General features: G+C 52.3%; 18 protein-coding genes and 1 pseudogene. 10 read left to right on the forward strand and 9 right to left on the reverse strand.

From position 1 onward, the window contains the following. The first annotated feature begins 131 nt into the window (after window positions 1–131). From SGR01S_RS06915 to dusC, 4 genes are all read left to right on the forward strand, one after another. Window positions 132–911, forward strand: a complete 780-nt coding sequence (locus SGR01S_RS06915; RefSeq protein ID WP_037421459.1) for an IclR family transcriptional regulator — start codon at window positions 132–134, stop codon at window positions 909–911. Window positions 912–923: 12 nt separating this feature from the next. After that, on the forward strand, window positions 924–1,373 hold the full coding sequence (locus tag SGR01S_RS06920) for a universal stress protein (protein WP_061806928.1): 450 nt from the start codon (window positions 924–926) through the stop codon (window positions 1,371–1,373). 25 nt (window positions 1,374–1,398) lie between these two features. Next, window positions 1,399–2,358: a D-2-hydroxyacid dehydrogenase family protein gene (locus SGR01S_RS06925; RefSeq protein ID WP_061806929.1), complete on the forward strand. Its 960-nt coding sequence runs from the start codon at window positions 1,399–1,401 to the stop codon at window positions 2,356–2,358. A gap of 192 nt (window positions 2,359–2,550) precedes the next feature. Next, window positions 2,551–3,480, forward strand: coding sequence for a tRNA dihydrouridine(16) synthase DusC (gene dusC / locus SGR01S_RS06930; RefSeq protein WP_061806930.1), 930 nt, complete (start codon window positions 2,551–2,553; stop codon window positions 3,478–3,480). Between the two features lie 41 nt (window positions 3,481–3,521). On the opposite strand, the gene SGR01S_RS06935 is transcribed toward dusC, so the two are convergent. The 3 genes from SGR01S_RS06935 to SGR01S_RS06945 all read right to left on the reverse strand — a co-directional run bounded on the left by SGR01S_RS06935 (window position 3,522) and on the right by SGR01S_RS06945 (window position 6,042). Beyond that, window positions 3,522–4,208, reverse strand: coding sequence for a type 1 glutamine amidotransferase domain-containing protein (locus SGR01S_RS06935; RefSeq protein ID WP_037421465.1), 687 nt, complete (start codon window positions 4,206–4,208; stop codon window positions 3,522–3,524). A gap of 58 nt (window positions 4,209–4,266) precedes the next feature. Further along, window positions 4,267–5,028 carry an arylamine N-acetyltransferase family protein gene (locus SGR01S_RS06940; protein ID WP_061806931.1) on the reverse strand — a complete coding sequence of 254 codons (762 nt, stop codon included), beginning with the start codon at window positions 5,026–5,028 and terminating at the stop codon, window positions 4,267–4,269. A gap of 75 nt (window positions 5,029–5,103) precedes the next feature. Continuing rightward, a complete protein-coding gene (locus tag SGR01S_RS06945) occupies window positions 5,104–6,042 on the reverse strand; it encodes a LysR substrate-binding domain-containing protein (RefSeq protein ID WP_061806932.1) in 939 nt (312 codons plus the stop codon). A gap of 81 nt (window positions 6,043–6,123) precedes the next feature. On the opposite strand from SGR01S_RS06945, the gene SGR01S_RS06950 reads away from it, so the two are divergent. Beyond that, entirely contained in the window at window positions 6,124–6,984 is an 861-nt protein-coding gene (locus tag SGR01S_RS06950; protein WP_235189171.1) for an EamA family transporter, read from the forward strand. Window positions 6,985–7,045: 61 nt separating this feature from the next. Here SGR01S_RS06950 and SGR01S_RS06955 read toward each other — a convergent pair. Then, window positions 7,046–7,942: pseudogene (locus tag SGR01S_RS06955) on the reverse strand (LysR substrate-binding domain-containing protein). 132 nt (window positions 7,943–8,074) lie between these two features. Between SGR01S_RS06955 and SGR01S_RS06960 the strand changes: the two are divergent. Continuing rightward, a complete protein-coding gene (locus SGR01S_RS06960) occupies window positions 8,075–8,659 on the forward strand; it encodes a hypothetical protein (protein WP_061806933.1) in 585 nt (194 codons plus the stop codon). 180 nt (window positions 8,660–8,839) lie between these two features. Here SGR01S_RS06960 and SGR01S_RS06965 read toward each other — a convergent pair whose 3' ends face one another. Together SGR01S_RS06965 and SGR01S_RS06970 are read right to left on the reverse strand one after the other, a co-directional pair. Then, complete coding sequence (locus tag SGR01S_RS06965) at window positions 8,840–10,660, reverse strand: putative phage tail protein (protein WP_061806934.1); 1,821 nt, start codon at window positions 10,658–10,660, stop codon at window positions 8,840–8,842. Window positions 10,661–10,889: 229 nt separating this feature from the next. Beyond that, window positions 10,890–12,182, reverse strand: a complete 1,293-nt coding sequence (locus tag SGR01S_RS06970) for an oligosaccharide flippase family protein (protein ID WP_037421476.1) — start codon at window positions 12,180–12,182, stop codon at window positions 10,890–10,892. A 155-nt stretch (window positions 12,183–12,337) separates the two neighbouring features. Between SGR01S_RS06970 and SGR01S_RS06975 the strand changes: the two genes are divergently transcribed. Further along, window positions 12,338–13,192, forward strand: coding sequence for an ATP-grasp fold amidoligase family protein (locus SGR01S_RS06975; RefSeq protein WP_037421479.1), 855 nt, complete (start codon window positions 12,338–12,340; stop codon window positions 13,190–13,192). Between the two features lie 15 nt (window positions 13,193–13,207). Here the strand turns inward: SGR01S_RS06975 and SGR01S_RS06980 are convergent, their stop codons facing one another. Next, on the reverse strand, window positions 13,208–14,110 hold the full coding sequence (locus SGR01S_RS06980) for a LysR substrate-binding domain-containing protein (RefSeq protein ID WP_037421481.1): 903 nt from the start codon (window positions 14,108–14,110) through the stop codon (window positions 13,208–13,210). A gap of 111 nt (window positions 14,111–14,221) precedes the next feature. Between SGR01S_RS06980 and SGR01S_RS06985 the strand changes: the two genes are divergently transcribed. Continuing rightward, window positions 14,222–15,001, forward strand: a complete 780-nt coding sequence (locus SGR01S_RS06985; RefSeq protein WP_061806935.1) for a HalD/BesD family halogenase — start codon at window positions 14,222–14,224, stop codon at window positions 14,999–15,001. A gap of 38 nt (window positions 15,002–15,039) precedes the next feature. Here SGR01S_RS06985 and ansP read toward each other — a convergent pair whose 3' ends face one another. After that, window positions 15,040–16,503: an L-asparagine permease gene (gene ansP, locus SGR01S_RS06990; protein ID WP_061806936.1), complete on the reverse strand. Its 1,464-nt coding sequence runs from the start codon at window positions 16,501–16,503 to the stop codon at window positions 15,040–15,042. Between the two features lie 569 nt (window positions 16,504–17,072). Beyond that, a complete protein-coding gene (locus SGR01S_RS06995; RefSeq protein ID WP_037421485.1) occupies window positions 17,073–17,510 on the reverse strand; it encodes a PACE efflux transporter in 438 nt (145 codons plus the stop codon). Between the two features lie 133 nt (window positions 17,511–17,643). Between SGR01S_RS06995 and SGR01S_RS07000 the strand changes: the two genes are divergently transcribed. Together SGR01S_RS07000 and SGR01S_RS07005 are read left to right on the forward strand one after the other, a co-directional pair. After that, complete coding sequence (locus SGR01S_RS07000) at window positions 17,644–18,537, forward strand: LysR family transcriptional regulator (protein WP_037421488.1); 894 nt, start codon at window positions 17,644–17,646, stop codon at window positions 18,535–18,537. Window positions 18,538–18,616: 79 nt separating this feature from the next. Next, window positions 18,617–19,240, forward strand: coding sequence for a LysE family translocator (locus SGR01S_RS07005; protein ID WP_172479804.1), 624 nt, complete (start codon window positions 18,617–18,619; stop codon window positions 19,238–19,240). The last annotated feature ends 33 nt before the right edge of the window (window positions 19,241–19,273 follow it).

Consider the following 19,273-nt stretch of genomic DNA (forward strand, 5'->3'; position numbering starts at 1 on the left):
ATGCACTGTATTGCATAGTGATACATTGTGACGCATGCTACATTGTGATGCGCTGTATTGCAATGTGGTACATCGTGCCGCCCGGCAGAAAAAAATGTTACAGTGGGCTAAAAGTAAGGAAAAGAACCCCTATGTCTGAACCCTCAACATGTTGTGATGACGAAAGAACCGGTGGAATTCAAGTCATTACCCGTGCAGCGAAAATTCTCGATGCGCTGGGCGCAAAGCCAAATGGCATGAGCCTTGGCGAAATCGCGCAGGCGGTCGATCTGCCACGTTCTACCGTGCAACGTATTGTCAATGCGCTTGATTCAGTGCAATTGGTGCGTGGTGGTGCCGGTGGCGTGCGTCTGGGGCCGTCGTTGCTGCGTCTGATTGCCAGCGTGCATACTGAAATGGTCGCGATTGCGACGCCTTGGCTACAGGCATTGAGTGACGCCACCGGCGAGACGGTTTCACTGGGACGCGCCAGTGGCCTACAGCTGGCGGTGGTGCACTATATTGTTGCGGATCGTGAGCTGCGGGTGGTGCCGCGTATCGGTATGAATCTACCGCTATACAGCACCTCCGGTGGACGTGCGCTGTTAGCGTTGAACAGTGATGATGCGGCTCGGGAATTGTTGGGAGAGGCCTATATGGCGGTGACCGACATGACGGTGCGTGATTTTCCGGCCCTGCTGGAACACCTAACCGAAATACGCCGCACCGGCCTGTCCTACGATCGGGAAGAAACTCTGGAAGGCGTCTCCACCATGGCGGTGGCTATTGACACCATTCTGGGGCGCTTCTCCATCAGTTTGTTAGTACCCAGCACGCGTTTGGCCAAGAATGAAGCTCGCTTCCGCGAGGAAATCCTTAAGTGTAAAGACGCGCTGATCGATGAGATTGGCAAGGTGGCGTCGCGAGATTAACCGGAGAAGGTAATGAAAACACTGTTGGTCGCGGTTGATAACTCCGCTAATGCGCGCAAAGTCATTTCGCTGGCTGCTGAACAGGCATTGGCTCAGCAGGCGGCAGTAGTGGTGCTGTGCTGCGTAGACCTTAGCTATTCCATTGCCGGACCGTATGAAGTTGAAGTGGGTGAAGATCCGGCGGATTTTGGTTGCGCGCTGGATGAACAACAGGCCGCTGCCGCTGTGGTACGCCAGGCGCTAACTGAACTGCAAGGCGTAGGCGTCAATGCGCGTGGGCGTGTGGTAGCCGGAGAGCCAGCAGAAACCATTGTTGCCCAGGCCAATGAGCTGAACGCGACGATGATTATTATGGGGCGCCGCCATCTTTCCCCCTTTAGACGACTGTTGAAAGGGTCGCATAGCGCCTTGGTGATTGAAAATGCCGATTGCCCGGTGTTGGTTGACGTGCGTGCCGACTGACTGCCTTTGAACCCCGGAGCCGAAGATGAAACTAAAATGTGCCATTCTTGATGATTATCAGCAGGTCGCGCTTAGCATGGCGGACTGGTCGACCATCGCTGATCGGGTTGAGGTGCTCGCAATCAGCCAACATTTTATCGACGAAGCGGAACTGGCGGTGCATCTACAGGACTGCGACATTCTGGTGATCATGCGCGAGCGCACGCCGATGACGGCAACGTTGTTGGCTCGCTTGCCCAAATTGAAACTATTGATCACCTCAGGTATGCGCAATGCCTCTATTGATCTGGCTGCTGCAACGCAGCGCGGGATTGTCGTCTGCGGTACCGACAGCGGTTCTGCTGCGCCGATGGAGCTGAGTTGGGCATTATTGCTTGGGTTGGCTAAACACCTGGTGCCGGAAAATTACGGTCTACAGCACAACGGGCCTTGGCAGCAGTCGCTCGGTGTGACGCTGCAAGGTAAAACGCTGGGTCTGCTGGGATTGGGTAAGATTGGTCGTCAAATGGCGGTGGTGGCGCAGGCTTTTGGCATGAAGGTACAGGCCTGGAGTCAAAACCTGACGGCAGAAAGGGCCGCTGAGGTTGGCGTTGCGTTGGCGGAATCAAAACAGGCGTTGTTTGCACAGAGCGATTTTATTTCCATTCACCTGGTGCTGAGTGACCGCAGTCGTGGGCTGGTTGGCCAACAAGAGCTGAAGGCAATGAAAAAAACCGCGTATCTGATTAATACCTCACGTGCAGCGATTGTCGATCGAACCGCGTTGATTGATGCGTTACAGCATGGGCAGATTGCTGGTGCCGGGCTGGACGTATTTGAGGTTGAACCTTTGCCGGCTGATGATATCTTCCGCCGATTGCCTAATGTGCTGGCGACGCCACATCTTGGCTATGTGGCTGACAGCAACTATCAAATCTATTTCCGCGAAGCGCTCGAAAACATCGAGGCCTTTATCGCCGGTGTGCCGCTGCGCCGATTGGGGTAGCGCGGTTTGAATCCCAAAATAATTGGAATTGCATCGCGTGGCAACTAAGCGCATCCCAGTGAGCGTACGGGGAGTACGTGATCGGGGTAAGTACAATGCAATTGCAAATATGCAGGGTATATTCCCCCGAGACGCTTGTCTGCCGCAGGCATTCACCCGTATCATTGCGCGTCTTTTTTAGCAGGGGTAATCATGCGCGTATTATTGGCTCCGATGGAGGGCGTTCTCGATTCTCTGGTGCGCGAGCTGCTCACCGAAGTAAACGACTACGATCTGTGCATCACCGAATTCCTGCGCGTGGTTGATCAACTGCTGCCTGCCAAGTCTTTTTACCGTTTGTGCCCTGAATTGCATCACGCCAGCCGCACACCGTCTGGCACTTTGGTGCGTATCCAATTGCTCGGCCAATACCCGCAGTGGCTAGCCGAAAATGCTGCGCGTGCGGTTGAACTGGGATCTTACGGTGTCGATCTTAACTGTGGTTGCCCGTCGAAATTAGTGAATGGCAGCGGTGGTGGGGCGACGCTGCTGAAAGATCCGGAGCTGATTTACCAGGGTGCTAAAGCCATGCGTGCAGCGGTGCCAGCCCATTTGCCGGTGACGGTAAAAATACGGTTGGGTTGGGATAGCGACAGCCGCAGCTTTGAAATTGCCGATGCGGTGCAGCAGGCCGGCGCCACTGAGCTGGCGGTACACGGCCGTACCAAAGAGGACGGTTACAAGGCGGAACGTATCAATTGGGCGGCGATTGGCGAGATCCGCCAGCGCCTGACTATTCCTGTGATCGCCAACGGCGAAATCTGGGACTACCAGAGTGCGCAAGACTGCCTGCAAACGACGGGCTGCGATGCGGTAATGCTTGGGCGTGGTGCGCTGAATGTGCCAAATTTGAGCCGGGTAGTGAAATACAATGAACCGCGCATGCCGTGGCCGCAGGTGGTGCTGTTACTGCAAAAATATGTTCATCTGGAAAAGCAGGGCGATACCGGTTTGTACCACGTGGCGCGCATCAAACAATGGCTGGGGTATTTGCGTAAAGAATATGGCGAAGCGACTGAGCTGTTCAGCGAGATCCGTGCGCTCACCAATTCGAAGGACATTGCGCGAGTTATCTGCCGTTAAAGACGAAACAGGGGAGCGGTGCTCCCCCATTGAGCTAACAGTTATTTTCCTGCCAGCAACCTAAGCACTTCATCCGCCACTGCAGCACCCGATGCCGGGTTTTGCCCCGTGGCGACCCGTTGGTCGCTCAAAGCAAATTCGGCCCAGGGTTCAGCCGCTTTTTGGTAAATCGCCCCGCGTTTTTTCAGCTCAGTTTCGGTCAAATAGGGTACTAGTTTGTCCAGCTCGGCCAGTTTTTCCTCTTCATTGCTGAAGCCGGTGACCTTTTTGCCGCTAATCAGATAGTCGCCGTTGGCCAGTTTGATATTTAACAAACCAATAGCCCCGTGGCACACGGAAGAAACCACACCACCGCTTTCATAAATCGACTGGCTAAGGGTTTGCAATGCGGGGTTATCCAGGAAGTCCCAGATAACGCCGTGACCACCGGCATAGTAGATCGCACCATAGTCGGCGGCGTTGACCTGAGACGGTTTCAATGTGGCCCCGAGCCGGTTCATAAACGATTTATTCTGATACCACTCCCAGTCCGTGGCATCGGCCATCGCGAGACTGTGAGGATCTATCGGGGTGTAACCGCCTAACGGGCTGACGTACTCAACCTCATAGCCCGCCGCTTCAACTTTCTTGACGAAGTGCACCGCCTCACCGAGCCATAGGCCGGTGGCGCGATCGATACTGGGGTATTTTGCAATACTGGTGAGTACTACCAGGATCTTCTTTTTCATCATGCTTCCTCTCGGTTGACTGCTTCCATCGGGCTAAAGTATAGCCAACCTCCGCGCATTAACCGTCCAGATCGATCGCAAAATAGTGCATTAGTGCTTCACGGCGTTCTTCTTCCGAATGCAGCGTCGATTCCCGACGGTGGTGATCCTCAGTGATAATCAATTTGTTCTCGCTGATGGTCACCCGGCCGTTTTCCGTGGCGTGGGAGCACACCAATTTCTGGGTAAAATGCGATAGCGGTGAAGTGCTGTGGTAATGGCACATGTCGGAAAATTCGTTGAGCTGGCGTTTTTTCAGACTGAAACGATAGAGTGTTTTGGCGTGAGAACGCTGATCGCCGTTGCGGCGCTCCAGAAAGTAAATCTCGCCTTCTTGTTCCAAATGAAAGGTACCGGTGCTTTGTGGCTGTTGCTCGGCAGTCGTGATCTTTAGCGGGGTCAGAAAAGAATCACCAAACCCCACGTCCACCAGATAGGGTTGATCCAGCTCTACCAGTAGCGCCATGTGGTCGAACGGTGGGCCAAAGCTGCCGTCACGGGCGCGGATCTCGCCGGAAATAAAATGCACGCTAAAGCCAATGTCCTGTAACAACAAAGCAAATAGTCGGTTTAGCTCATAGCAAAAGCCGCCACGATTGTGTTCGACAATTTTACTGAACAGCGCCGCTTCTTCCAGATGAATGCCCTGGTGATAAATAATGCTCAGGTTCTCAAAGGGAACGTTCAGCATATGACCACGGTGTAATTGTTGCAGCGTCAGAAGATCAGGTTTGGGGATGCCTGCGAATCCAATATGTTGCAGGTAGCGTTGTCTGTCCACAGCGTGTCTCACGGCAGAAAAATTGAACATAAAATAGTTGGGTTTGGCAAAGTTGTGAGGGCAATAAGTGCTATGTCAGAACGCTGGGGGTTTGCCCGCCGCCTGCAGCAACAGATTTACCCAGCGACGGGTGGTGGTGCTAACGAACGCGCTGTCTGCCCAGCAAAGGCGGTACTGGTAGGCTGCAGGCAATTGCCGGCCCTCATTAAACACCCGAACCAACTTGCCAGCGGCAAGGGCATCCTGCGCGACGGCCAGGCTACCGAGCACAATGCCATTGCCTTCAATTGCTTCTTGCAGCGCATGGCCGACGCTATTGAACGTGAGAATACCGCGTGGTGCCGCAGCACCGTCACCAAAGGCCGCGAACCAGTCTTGCCAACTGGCGACACCCAACCCTTGAGCATCTTTCCACGGCGAGTGTATCAACTGCGATTGTGCAACATCGGTAGGGGTTGCGAGTTCAGGGTGTGCAGTGAGAAATGCTGGGCTTGCCAGTGGCGCGAAGGCATCGGCGAGTAGCTCGCGGGAGTGCGGCGGTGGGGTGCGCGTTGGACTGTAGCGAATGGCGATATCCGCTTCGCCATTGGCCATATCGCGCAGACTTTCATTGGCATCCAACACCAGAGAAACATCAGGATCGGCGCGGCGCAATGCCGGTAGGCGCACTGCCAGCCAGTGGCTGGCAATACCCAGCGTGCAGGTCAGTTTCAGTGTTTGCTGTTGTTCTGGCCGGACGCGATCGCTGGCTTTTTGTAGCAGCGTCAGAGCGCGGGTAACGTCGATCGCTAGCCGTTTTCCCGTCTCATTGAGTGCTACTGCGTTGCCTTTACGGTGAAATAATTCAACACCCAGCTCGTTCTCCAGATGGCGTATCTGGCGACTGACCGCACCCAGTGTCACGTTCAACTCTTCTGCCGCCTCGGTAAAACTGGCGCAGCGCGCCGCAACCTCGAATGTATGCAAGGCTTTCAGCGATGGCAGACGTGGTTGAGCGTTCAGCTTGAGTTTCATTCAACCATATTGCCAATCTATCGATGTTCCACAAGTGATTTTTTGCATACTTTTGAGGCAAAGATTCGGGAGGAATAAGATGTGGACATACTGATGGGGCTGGCTGCCGCGCTGTGCTGGGGCGGCACGGATTTTTTGGTTGGAATTAACGCCAGATCGGTGGGGGTGCGCAGGGCTGTATTTTTTTCTCAAGCGATCGGGTTTGTGATCTTTACTGCGTTGTTGCTGGCCTCAACGTCATCTGTCTTTGCGGCTCCCGGTCTCGTTTGGGGCTTGGCATTACTGGCCGCTGGCTTGATGGTGAGTGGTTCGTTAGCCTTGTCACAGGCCTTTGCCATCGGCAAGGCCGCGATGGTTGCTCCGTTGGTCACCAGCTACGGTGCGGTTACCACGTTGTTGTCATGGCTCAGTGGAGAGCCGCTTAATGTGCTAACGCTGGCAGGGCTGGCGATATGCCTGCTGGGCGTGATGCTGACGGCGATAAGCCCAGGGCGTCAGTTGGGTCACACGTCATCATCTTTACCGGCAATCGTCTTCGCGTTGCTCGCCGCATGCTGTTACGGCACGGGGTTCTGGTTGCAAGGGAAATACACGCTGCCAGTATTGGGCCCCAGCGTTAGCCTGTGGCTCGGCTATAGCGTAGGGCTGACGGTTCTGTTGACGCTAACAACTCAACGGCGCGCGCTGGTGGCGTGCCCACGTTGGCGGCAGACTGGGTTACTGCTGGCCGCCAGTTTGCTCAACCTGGGCGGTTTTAGTGCGTTTTCCGTGGGGGCCAGCGGCGGGTCAGTGGCCGTGGTCACTGTGCTTAGTACCCTGTCAGGCGGAATTGCCGCGCTTCTAGGCACATTGCTGTTACGGGAACGGCTTTCTGCCCTACAGTGGTTGGGTGTATTGACGGTACTGGTTGGTGCTGTGGTTCTGCATCTGAAATCAGCGTAGCGGGTAAACTAATAGACGCCTTTTCCTGATGTGAAGCCTATAGAAATGTGCACCGCCACGTTTACTCCCCTTCGGGCTGCATATTTTTCAGCATCCATTCACGTAACGAAACGACATCGGGACGATCGGCCATATCTTCCCGAGTCACCAAATAATAATTCGCACCAGGCAAAGAGAAATCAAAAGGTGCAACCAGCATTCTTCGCTTTATCAAATCTTCTGCCAGTAACTTACTGGCAATAACGACACCCTGGCCTGCTACTGCCGCCTGCAGTGCATGGGTTTCGTCACTGAAATACAGTCCTCTGGACACATTTAAGCTTTCCGGCCCGTAACGTTGTTGCCAGTGTTTCCAGTCAGGACGTTCTGCAGGAACATGCCGATGTTCGACGTGAAACAACGTTGTGTCATGTAAGTCACTCAGCGTCTTCAAGGCCAGTGTGGGGCTGGCCACCACAATAAACTGATCTTCATAGAGCAACGTGCTGTGTAAGTCCGTTTCGGCGGTTTCACGATAACGTATTGCTACGTCGACGGTTCGCTGTGTTAAGTCGACCCTTTTCACACTGGTATGCAGGTGTAAATCAATCTCAGGAAATTGCGCCTTAAAGCTTTCGAGGCGCAGAACCAGCCAGTTGGTCAGGAAGTTTGATGTAGTGGTGATGGTTAACGCTGGCGGTTGTTTGGCCTGCTCAATTTTTTTTACCGACTTCTCGAGAGCCTCGAAGGCGCATTGGGTGCCGGTATACAGCAAGTCTCCAGCTTCGGTCAGTTTAACGCCCTGCGCATTACGTTCGAATACTCGGCATTCCAGCATTGTTTCAATTAAACGGATTTGATGGCTGACCGCAGTGGCACTGACATTCAGTTGCTCGGCCGCCTGCTTGAAGCTAAGGCAATCGGCAACCGCATGGAAAGCTCACAGTGCGCCCAGTGGCGGTAAATGGGAACGCTTCATGATGAGTTATTTTCATCCATGGGTGAAAACTCTGACTTTGATTGCCTGATTATAGATGCGATAGGCTTAATTCACCTCCTGACCAGGATGAAATAAATTTTCTGTCGCCGTCTTTATAGAGTGAGGATTGTTATGACTACGTCTCCTTTATCCGCCCCTTTTGCTGCGTCTGCGCAACAGCAGGCGCAAACCAATGCCGGTATTCTTTTATTCAGTGGGTTGGTAGCGCAAGTTGCATTGTTACTGAAGCTCTATGCGCTGGAGAGCCCGCTGCTGATGGTTGCTTTGCTGGCATGTTTCATTATTGCCTTTGTTTTGGCCGTGTTTTTAATGCAGCTGAAAGTGTTTAAAAGCAAAAGTCGCCTGAGCCTGGTACGCCAGGGGTTCGTCATCAGTGCCATGGGCACCTTGCTGCTGCTGCTGCTGGCATTACATGGTCTGCCAAACGGTCTGCCGCTGTTTTCGGCAATGGCTATTTCCGGGGTGGGGCAGGGAATGGTCTACAGCGCCGCGATACGTCCAGGTAATAATAAAGATGGCCATGTACTGCGTCGACGCGCGTTATTGCTGGCTGGCAGTCTCCTTGCGGTTGTGGCTGTCCTGCTGATCCAATCCAGTTTTACCGGGATAACGGGTTTTTCTTACGCTTTTGCATTGTTGATTGATCTCTCCCTGCTTGCTGCTTTGTATGTAAGAGTGGTTGAGTTGGAGAGCTAGCCGTTGCTATCGCTAACTGGACGCCGGATATAGGTCAACGGATTCAGCGAGCGTAAGTGCAGTTGCAATACTACGCCACGGAGGAAGAGGTAATGAAGTCGCATTATTCATATTTGGAGCCAATATGGCGAGTTGCACAAAGAGTTAAAGAGCCGCCTCGTTTGAGGCGACTCTTGTCCGTTACCAGGCTTTACGCGGGTTGCGTGAAACGATATCGATTTTCTGGCACAACAGTTTGGTGATATCTACCGACGCTGGGTTGGTGGCACTGCCAGCGAAGTTTTTCAGGATAATTAGGATACGGGCATAGTTGACATAGCCCTCAGGCAGCGGCAAATATTCGGTAGAGTTCAGTGCAGTAATGCGATCCGAAGTCATGGTTGCCGAAGATGTTGGGGTTACTGTCCCGGTCCTGCCCCACTGACAGGCTTTCTCAAGCAGGATATTGACCCCGGCGTTGCCGTTAAGCTCATACTTCCCTTGGTAGGTACCAACGGTGACATCCAACGAGCTCAAACCTTTAAGGTTTTCCAGCGTGGTGCGCCACAAGACAAGATCATTTTTTTCAATTGGGAAATAAATCTCAATTTTCTTGTCCGCCGTTGCCGCTGTTTTGGTGGTTGCGGTAATGACACCCTCTTTCAGGGTAATCGCCAAGTCTGAGGTTTCTGTTTGTGAAATACGGGTGCCGGTGGCGGCATAAACGTTGTTCAGCAAGAGTGCACCGTTTTCTTTCCAGGTAGGTTCTGGCAGATGATTAACACCATCACCGAGGTACAATTGACGCCACATATTAAGGTAGCCGGGCGCTCCGATGCGCTTCATTTCGATATGGTTATTGGACCAGCCTTTCTTGATATCCGAGTTAATCAGATCGAAACCATCAATGTAGCATTTGCCACTAAGATCGCTGGACTTATCAAAATAGAAATACTCAACATATTGATAGGGAACCGTACCACCGGGATCGGTCACATTGGTTTGCACACTATGCCATTGGCTATCTTTGATTTTTACTGTACCGCCGTTGTCACTGGTAAATACCGGCCGGGAGTTACGACGATGTTCATTGCCCCACTCGAAGTGGCAGTTTTTAAAGTCCAGCGTGCCGGATTTAAGATCGAATAAACCGTAGTCAGTATTCGCTTGTTGATCGGCCACGCTGTTAAAACCGCTGTAGTCAAATGAGCAATCACGGAATGCCAATGAATGAACACCCTGATAAAAGTTGGTACCGTCGCCAAACAAACATTTGTAGAACACAATTTTTTCACCGGCATTGGCGGTACTGGCTGACCAGATTGGCCAAACGCAGCCACGTACCATAATGCTGTGCCAGCTTTGGATATAGGCATTGTTGCCAAACACGATGCCTTTATACAGGTCGGTAAGCCATACGTTTTGTACCAGCAATTGGCTGGTCGGCATACCATGAATATTTGCCGCATCGCTATAAACGCACAAGCCTCGTAGGTTGGCTGCTGCATCTGAAGTTCCGACAATACGTAGGTTATAAATGGCCGGTGCTCCCGAACTGTAAAGCACCCGCACACATTCAATATCGGTTGCACCGCGGAAGTCCAGAATGGTGCCCTTAAAGTCGATGGAATTTTTCCACAGTTTTAAATTGGCAGTGGTTTTACATTGGCGCACACCCCCTGGCCCAACAAGATTAATACCTGCGGGTGTAGTCGGAATGGCTGATTTCCACCATTCGTCACCTGCAACCTGTAAAAAATTGCTGGCGCGGTTAATGGTTAGAGAATAGTCCTGTTCATCGCCAGCCTGATACCACCAGTCGATACTGTAATCCCCGTTATTGATAATACGTTTCCAACAACGGTTCTGTGTATCACGAACAATGGTAGCGCCATTATCCAGGCTGGTCGTATCTGCACCGTCACGGAGGAATACGCCGTGGTGATAGCTATTTTCAATCATTACGGTTGATTCGCTGCCGGTATATGCACGCAGAGTGGCATAGTCATTTAATGCGATCATGGGGTTATCCTCATGTTTTCGGTTATGCAGGCTTTTGCAAAGTAATAATTGCAGTAGCGCAGAGGTGTTTTGAAAATAAAAATATGCAGACCGAAAGTGATTCGCTTTTAAAGCTTTCGGCCTGTGGGAGCAACTTAGCAGGAGGGAGTGGGTAGCTTAAGCACTGAGCGTTGTGCCCGCTGTCAGCGGGCGAACGGGAACCACAATTAACGTTCCCGCGGTTATGGGGTCAACCGCCCAGAGGTGCACGTCTGATATAGGTCAACGGATTCAGCGAGCGTAAGTGCAGTTGCAATACTACGCCACGGCGGAAGAGGTAGTTGAGGACGGTCAACGACAATAGCTCAGTCAGCAAGGTGCTGTAAGCGGCGCCCATCATGCCGTACTGACGGATCAGGAAATACGACAGCGGGATATTGATGATAAATACCAAGAACATCTTCTTTGACAAGAAGCCATATCCAGAGAACATCACAATGTATTTGTAGGCCAAGGTACCCAGAGCGGAAAGCAGGGTTGCAACCGCCAATACCCCCATCGCAGGATAAGCGGCTAAGTATTGCTCCCCGTATAACAGGACAATCACGGGTTTGCCGAGCAAGACAATACCGGCCACGATTGTGGCGGAAATCGCCAACACCAACCCATTCAGTTTGGCTGCGGTGCGCATCGCATCATTGCGGTGATAAGCAAATATTTTGGCGAAAAATGAGGTGATGACCGCATCGGTGACAAACATCCAGGCAGTGGCCAGGGTAATGGCGACGGAATAAATACCCAGCGCTTCGGCCGAGACAAACCACATCAGGAACAATTGCGCCAGTCGGGTATAAATGGCGATGGAAACATTGGATATTGCCAGCGGCAGGCCACTTGCCAGCAAATAACGCACATATTTACGCCGAATACGCCCGGGTGCGATAAAGCGTGGATGGCGGCGATGGTACATGTGGTGACGGATCAGATAGGGGATCAAATAAACCATCACAATCGGGATCGCCAGGTAATACAGATGCAGATCAAAATACACAATCAGATAACGCACCAGCAGTGCACTGCCTAGGCCGGCCACGTTGGCTAATGTATTGAAGCGCGACTCCAGTCGGGCATCATGATAAATGGTGAAGACGTCTCTCAGTGAGAAAAAGCTGGCGACAAAAGTGGCGGCACAAAAGTAGAAGGTAATGAAATCTTCGCGGAGCCCGGTGTAAATCAATATTGCTGCAGAGAGCACGATGAAGCAGCCTTGGCGCAGTCGGTTGGTGGAGAACATCAGGGCAGTTCCAGAGCCCGGGTTACGGCTAATTCGCTTGAATAAAACGGTATCGGAACCCAGTAGCGCTAGCGTTTGGGTAATGGCGAAAATGGCAGTGGCAAAGGTGATCTTGCCGAAGCTTTCCGGGCCAATATATTTTGCCATATAAGCAGTGATGAAAATAACGCCCAAGATAGACACCATCTTTTCGGATATCATCCAAAACGCATTTCTCACGATACTGATATCTATAAACTTTAATTTCATTCGCGCTTTTCCCTGTCGCATCTTATAATAGGAATTATCCGATTATTTCCTTAGCCTCTGTAAGGGATGACTCACAGGGTTTTATAATTGCGATGCAATAACCGGAATGTCAGAAGCATTTCTACGTATGTTATGTTCATGGAAGAAAGAGAAGAATGAGAAAACTCGTAAAACGACTCTATCGGGCCGCACCCGATTTTATTTATTATCAAGTCAGCCATTACCTTGTCCATGGCTCTTTTGTTAATTTCAAATCCCCAAAGACATTCTCAGAAAAAATCTATCAGCGCATGCGCTATCCGCATAATGATTTCAGTATGTTAGCGGATAAGGTGGCGGTCAGAAAATATATTGCTCAGCGGGTATCAGAAAAATACCTAACGCCCATTATAATGACGACGCATAACTTCACCGAGCAAGATTACCTTTCGTTGCCACAATCATTTGTTATCAAAACAAATAATGCGTCGCAACAAGTCAAGATAGTGAAAGATAAAAGTAAGGTCTCCTATCAAGATATTGCGAAGATTCTTAAGGAATGGTCTGCAATAACCTATTGGAAAAGATACCGAGAAAAGCACTACGCAAATATTCCGCAGCAGATAATCGTCGAAGAGCTGTTGGATATTGAATGTGACGGTGAATTGATTGACTACAAGGTGCATGTATTTAACGGAAAGCAGTCTTATTTGTTTGTTGAATTACTGCGTGGTGGTCCTGAGCCGAGTTCGCTGGAGTTTTTAGAAGAGCACGCACATCATTGCTTTTTTACCCAGGCAGACATTCCTCAAGTCAATACGTTGTATGAAAAACCGGCTTTCTGGGATGAGATGATTCAGGTCGCAAAGGCGGTCTCCGCGGATTTAGACTATTGCCGCGTCGATTTTTATCTCACACGCGAACAAATATACATCGGCGAATTGACACTAACCCCAGGTGCCGGCAACGAAGTGTATTTGCCGCGTGCCACCAACCTTTTGCTGGGTGAGATGATGTCCAAAAACGGGTAATACGCGTAGAAGGGTTTAGGGTCTGGCATTCGCTGGCGTGATGTTCTGTAGCCACGCAAGAAACTCAGCTGCTTTAGGTTTTTCCAGCGTGCGTTGCGGATAAACCACGTAATAGGGCTTGCTAAGCGGTAGCGCCGGTTCTGCCAGCGGCACCAATGTCCCCTTGGCCAGTTCTCGCTGAATGAGTTGTTGCTGACCAAGTAAAATACCCTGGCCCTCAACTGCGGCATCTATCGCCAGTGAGGTCAGGTTATAGGTCAGTCCACGTCGCTGTGGCAGGGGCAGCCCGGCTGCGTTAAACCACTCATACCACCCCGGCAGGAACTGGCTTTCCTTACCCCAATCTACATGGATCAGCGGCTGCTGTGTCCAGTCGCCAGCAGCCTGCAACTGCGGGCTGCAAACCGGTTGAACAGAGTCCTGAAACAAGCGCACTTTTTCCAGTAGCGGGTAGCCTTGATCGCCAAAGCACAGGGCAAAGTCTGCCGTTGAGCTGGCGAAATCTACTTCGCCGTGGGTGGCGTGCAGGCGGATATCGACCTGCGGGTGTTGGGTCAGCCAGTCACCAATCATCGGGTTTAGCCATTTTGATGCCAGCGCCGGTAAGGCGAATAACGTCAGCATTTCCTTGCCTCGTTGGCGATCGACATGTTGTTGCGCGATACGCAGCGTCTCAAATGCCTGCTGCACGTAGGCCAGGTAATCTGTTCCTTGCTCGGTTAGCGTCACGCCGCTTTTGGCCCGGGTGAACAGCACAATGCCAAGGTGCTGCTCAAGCTGACGGATTTGCTGGCTGACGGCGGCGGCCGTCAACGCCAAGCTGTCTGCCGCTTTGGCCAGGCTACCGGTACGGGCGGCGGTTTCAAAAGCCAAAATAGCGCTCAGTTTGGGCAGGCGACTACGGGTGGGTGTGTTCATGGCGGTTATCGCTAAGAATTAGTTAACATATCCTTAACGCATTTTTGTTATTACAGCAATGCGACATTCGCTACAGTGGGGTTATCTGGCCTATGCCTACAGGAGCCTCCAATGCAACCACTCGCTCATATCATTGATTTGTCCGCTAACCCTATTGGCGACACCGCTTTTCAGGCTCGCTGTAAAGCGACACTGGATACGTCCGGGGTGCTGGTGTTGCCGGGTTTTCTGACGGCAGCAGCATTGGCAACGGTGCGTCTGGAAGGGGCGGAGCACAGTCATGCGGCGTTTTATGCCGCCAGTAAGCATAACGTCTATCTCAAGCCACAGGACGAAGCGTTTCCGGCCGATCATGCGCGTAACCGGCTGGTTATCTCATCCAAGGGTTGTATTACCGACGAGGAGATCCCGGCGCAGTCACCGTTGCGTACGCTGTATGACGCACAGCCGTTTCGTGACTTTCTTTGCGCGGTGCTGGAGGAGAAGCGCCTTTACCCTTACGCTGACCGACTGTCTTCTATCAACCTGCATTATGCCCACCGAGGGCAAGAGCTGGGGTGGCATTTTGACAATTCGTCGTTCGCCATCACGCTACTAATCCAAAAACCTCAGGCCGGTGGCCGCTTTGAATATGTGGAAAACTTGCGCGATGCCGATTGTGGTGAGATGAATTATGCCGGTGTTTCCGAGGTACTGGACGGTGAGCGGGCGGCGAAGCCGCTGACGATGGAAGAAGGGGATTTGGTGCTGTTCCGTGGGCGAAATGCCATGCATCGAGTCACGCAGACTGAAGGCGATACCACCCGTATGTTGGTGGTGCTGGCCTACAACGCTCAACCAGAAATCGCATTATCAGAAAGCGCCAGAATGACCTTCTACGGCAGGGTGTGAGGTAAAAAAAACTGCCCCGTGCGGGGCAGTTGAGAGGCTTAGTGGTGAGCGTCTTCGTGTGCTTGCTGTTCGAGTTTCACTTCCTGCGCGCGTTTGCGCAGGCCGAACCAGCCCAGCGTTAACAGCACCGCCAGCACCGGAATGGTGGCGATAGTCCAGGTGCCGTTCGGGTAGTCGAACGCCATCATGATCACGACCGCCAGCAGGAACGCCAACGTCAGCCAAGAGGTGACGGGCGCGCCGGGCATTCTGAAAGATACCGGTTGGGCGCGACCTTCGCGCACGGCTTTACGCAGGCGCATCTGGCATACGATGATAAACGCCCATGAGGCGATAATGCCCAGCGAGGCAATGTTCAGTACGATCTCAAACACCCGCGAAGGCACCAGGTAGTTCAGCAACACGCCAATCACATAGATGCCGCAGGTCACCAGGATGCCGGCATAGGGCACTTGCTGGTTGCTCATTTTGGCCATGAATTTCGGCGCTGAACCGCCCATCGACAACGAACGCAGGATGCGCCCGGTGGAGTACAGGCCGGAGTTGAGGCTCGAGAGTGCGGCGGTCAGTACCACGATGTTCATGATGGTGCCGATATAAGGTACGCCAAGCTTGCTGAAGAAGGTTACGAACGGGCTTTGGCCTGCCTGATAGGCATTCCATGGTAGCAGCAGCACCAACAGAACTACCGAGCCGACGTAGAACAGGCCAATACGCCAGATAACGCTGTTGATAGCCTTCGGCATCATTTTGGCTGGATCCTTACACTCACCGGCCGCGGTGCCGATCAGCTCAATCCCGGCAAAGGCGAAGATAACCCCCTGGACTAACACCAGCGCAGGTAGCAAGCCATGCGGGAACATGCCGCCGTTTTCGGTAATCAGGTGCAGGCCTGTGGTGTTGCCCGCGACCGGGGTGCCTGTACCGAGAAACACCACGCCGACCACCAGGAACAACGCGATGGCGACCACTTTGATCAGTGCAAACCAGAACTCCATTTCGGCGAACCATTTCACGCCGATCATGTTCATGGTGGCGACCACGCCGAGGGCGCATAGCGCGAACAACCATTGCGGTACGTCGGCAAAGGTACCCCAATAGTGCATGTACAGCGCTACCGCCGTAATGTCGACGATGCCGGTCATCGCCCAGTTGAGGAAATACATCCAACCGGCGACGTAAGAGGCTTTTTCACCAAGGAACTCACGGGCGTAAGACACAAAGCTGCCACTGGAGGGACGGTGCAACACCAGTTCGCCCAGAGCGCGCAGAATAAAGAACGAGAAAATTCCACAGACCAAATAGACCAGCGCTAACGCCGGACCCGCCATTTCCAACCGCCCGCCGGTACCGAGGAACAGGCCGGTACCGATCGAGCCACCGATGGCTATCATCTGTATTTGTCGGTTACCCATACTCTTGTGATAACCGGATTCATGGGAGTCTAACCATCGTCTTCTGGCGGCGTGTTTGTCATGCGCCGTTTTTTTTTGTGATTGCATCATCAGTCCTGTTTACCTGTCTATGGAATTACCCTGCTCTGTTTGCAGAGCAAACGATTGCTATTGCCAATCGTTATGAGAATGAAGTCATGGCATCATTCTGTTGTTCATACCCGTCACCTTTCTAACCGCAGCGTTGTTACCTGCACTAGCTCCCCCCAGTTGTTTACCTGAGTCAGCGCCTGGGGATGAGCGAGCTGGGCGCTTGGCTGCAATTTGAAATGTATAGGGTATATTATATGAGCAGCCGCCATTAAATAACGGCGAAGCATGCTACCTTTTCTCTGTAAAGGTGGCAAAAATTCCTGCGTATAAATCGTGAACAATTGTGTTTGTTTTTTGCGCTATATATAAAAGAATATATTATTCAATAAGATGGTTGATTTTATCAAGACGGAAATAACGAGGAATAAAAAGTGATTAAAATCACACAATAATAATTACCGCGCAAACTACAGGGAGTTTGGCTTATTTATTCGCGATGAGAAAAAAGAGGGATAATAAGCGCCTCCCTGCCTGCGGTGATATTGTAAGCAGACAGGGAGAAAAAAGGGATTAACGGTTATTTATTAGGCGGACTCACCGGCTGGCAGGGCCGACGTCGGCAACCCAAAGATTTTGTCGAAGGCCCAGTTAAATACAAAGGTATAACAAGGGATAATCACGATCAGTGCCATATCCAGCAGTAGTGCCTGCCAGAGCGTAATCCCCATCCACCAGGCGATCAGTGGGATCAGGTACACCACCAACGTTAATTGAAAACCTACGGCATGCAGAATACGGCGTTTAAGCGTACGGCCGCGCGATGCCTGACGGCTCTCCCACAGTTCAAACAGCGAGTTATAAATGAAGTTCCAGCTTACGGCGATAGTCGTGATGATCACGGCTAACGGCCCGGTGCTGCTTGGCGCATTGCCTGAAAGCAATGCTAACCCGAGTGCGGAGATCGTCATGCCAATAATTTCATAGGCGGTGACATACACCAGTTTGCGTTTAACGCCTTGCATTACTCATCTCCTGATCCTGACTGATTTTTTGGCTTTGCGGTCGAGTGACCTTTTGCCGTCTGGCGAGTAAGATACCGTCAATCACATTGATAGAAAAAGTCAGGAGCTGTCAGTTTTGCTGACAGGTAATGCAATGAACTTTTCCAGCGATAATATTGAGCTGTTTTTGGCAGTACTGGATCGCGGTTCGTTTTCCGCTGCTGCACGTGCGTTGCGGCGTGTACCTTCTGCGGTCAGCATGGGGATCGCTAACATGGAAGCGGAATTGGGGTTTCAATTGTTTGATCGTTCGCACCGTGAACCAGTGCCAACGCCGCTGGCATTGGCGTTGGCACCGCATGCGCGGCTGATTGCCGACCAGCTTAAACAGTTACAGAACCATGCCATCGAATTATCGCAAGGGTTAGAGAGCACGTTATCGGTCGGTGTCGCCTCGGATATCAATAGTGACGGCCTGCTGGCGGCGATCAAAACGCTGGCGGAACGTTATCCATTGTTGAATATCGAAGTGCTGACTGCCCCGCAGGACGATGTGGTGCATATGCTGCATCAGGGCAGAGTTGGCGTCTGCCTGGCGTTTGGTGGGCTGAATATCAACAGCCAGGAGCAGTTTCATTTCGTTGGTGCGGAATCGTTGGTCGCCACTCTTTCACCACTGCATCCATCGCTGAACGGCGTGGCGGATGAGCTGTTTCTCGAGGATTTGGTCAATGTGCGGCAAATTATGGTGGCCAGTCGTGACCTGCCTATTGCCGACCTGCGCCCACGGGTGGCGGAGTCTTACTGGCGCACCGACAGCCTGCCGATGGCGCTGAGTATGGTTGAGGCCGGTTTGGGTTGGGGAAATTTCCCGTTATCGCTGACCGCCCCCTTACTGGCACAGGGGCGACTCATCCGGTTGAAGTTCAAAAATACCAAAAATGAACTGCGTTTGCCGATGCATCTGATCTGGTTAAAAAGCCGACCGCTGGATAAGGCTGCCGGTGAACTGGTCGCGCTGATGCGTGATATGTCGCAAACAGAATAATTCCCGCTATCGCATTGCTTTTATTTTCATCGCTGCGCTACTTTGAGCAATGGGATTTCAGGGGGGCGCAGAGAATATGATGAGCGAAACGGCATTATCGGTCTTAAGCATTAGCGGGGCGATTACGCTCGGAGCGATGAGCCCAGGGCAAAGCTTTATACTGGTCGCACGTACCGCCGTGGCCTCTTCGCGCCGCGACGGTATGGCGGTTGCGTTAGGCATGGGCGTCGGCTGTTTTATCTTTGCCTTGATCGCTCTGCTGGGGCTGCAATCACTGTTGTTGGCACTGCCGTGGCTCTACACTACGCTAAAGGTGCTGGGTGGGGCTTACCTTATCTATCTGGCCTGTAAAATGCTACGTGGGGCTCGGCAGCCGCTGAATGTGGAAGCGGTCGGTGAGCAACATCTGGGGTTTCGCAAGGCGTTTACCACCGGCTTGCTGACTCAGTTGGGTAACCCCAACACCGCCATTGTATTTGGCAGCGTGTTTGCCGCGTTGCTCAGCCATAAAATCTCACCGGTAATGTACGTCGTGCTGCCAGTGATCGCGCTGACGATCGATGTATTGTGGTATGCCTTCGTGGCGTTTGTCTTGTCGTCGCCGCGCCCGCGCCGCACTTATCTGCGTTTTAAAGCCTGGTTCGACCGGCTGGGTGGCGGGGTACTGGCGCTGCTCGGCCTTAAGCTGATGCTGAACCGATAAGCCCCTTGATAATTGAAGCAGCAGGTGTACTGA

Source organism: Serratia grimesii NBRC 13537, assembly GCF_001590905.1.
GTDB classification, from domain to species: domain Bacteria; phylum Pseudomonadota; class Gammaproteobacteria; order Enterobacterales; family Enterobacteriaceae; genus Serratia; species Serratia grimesii.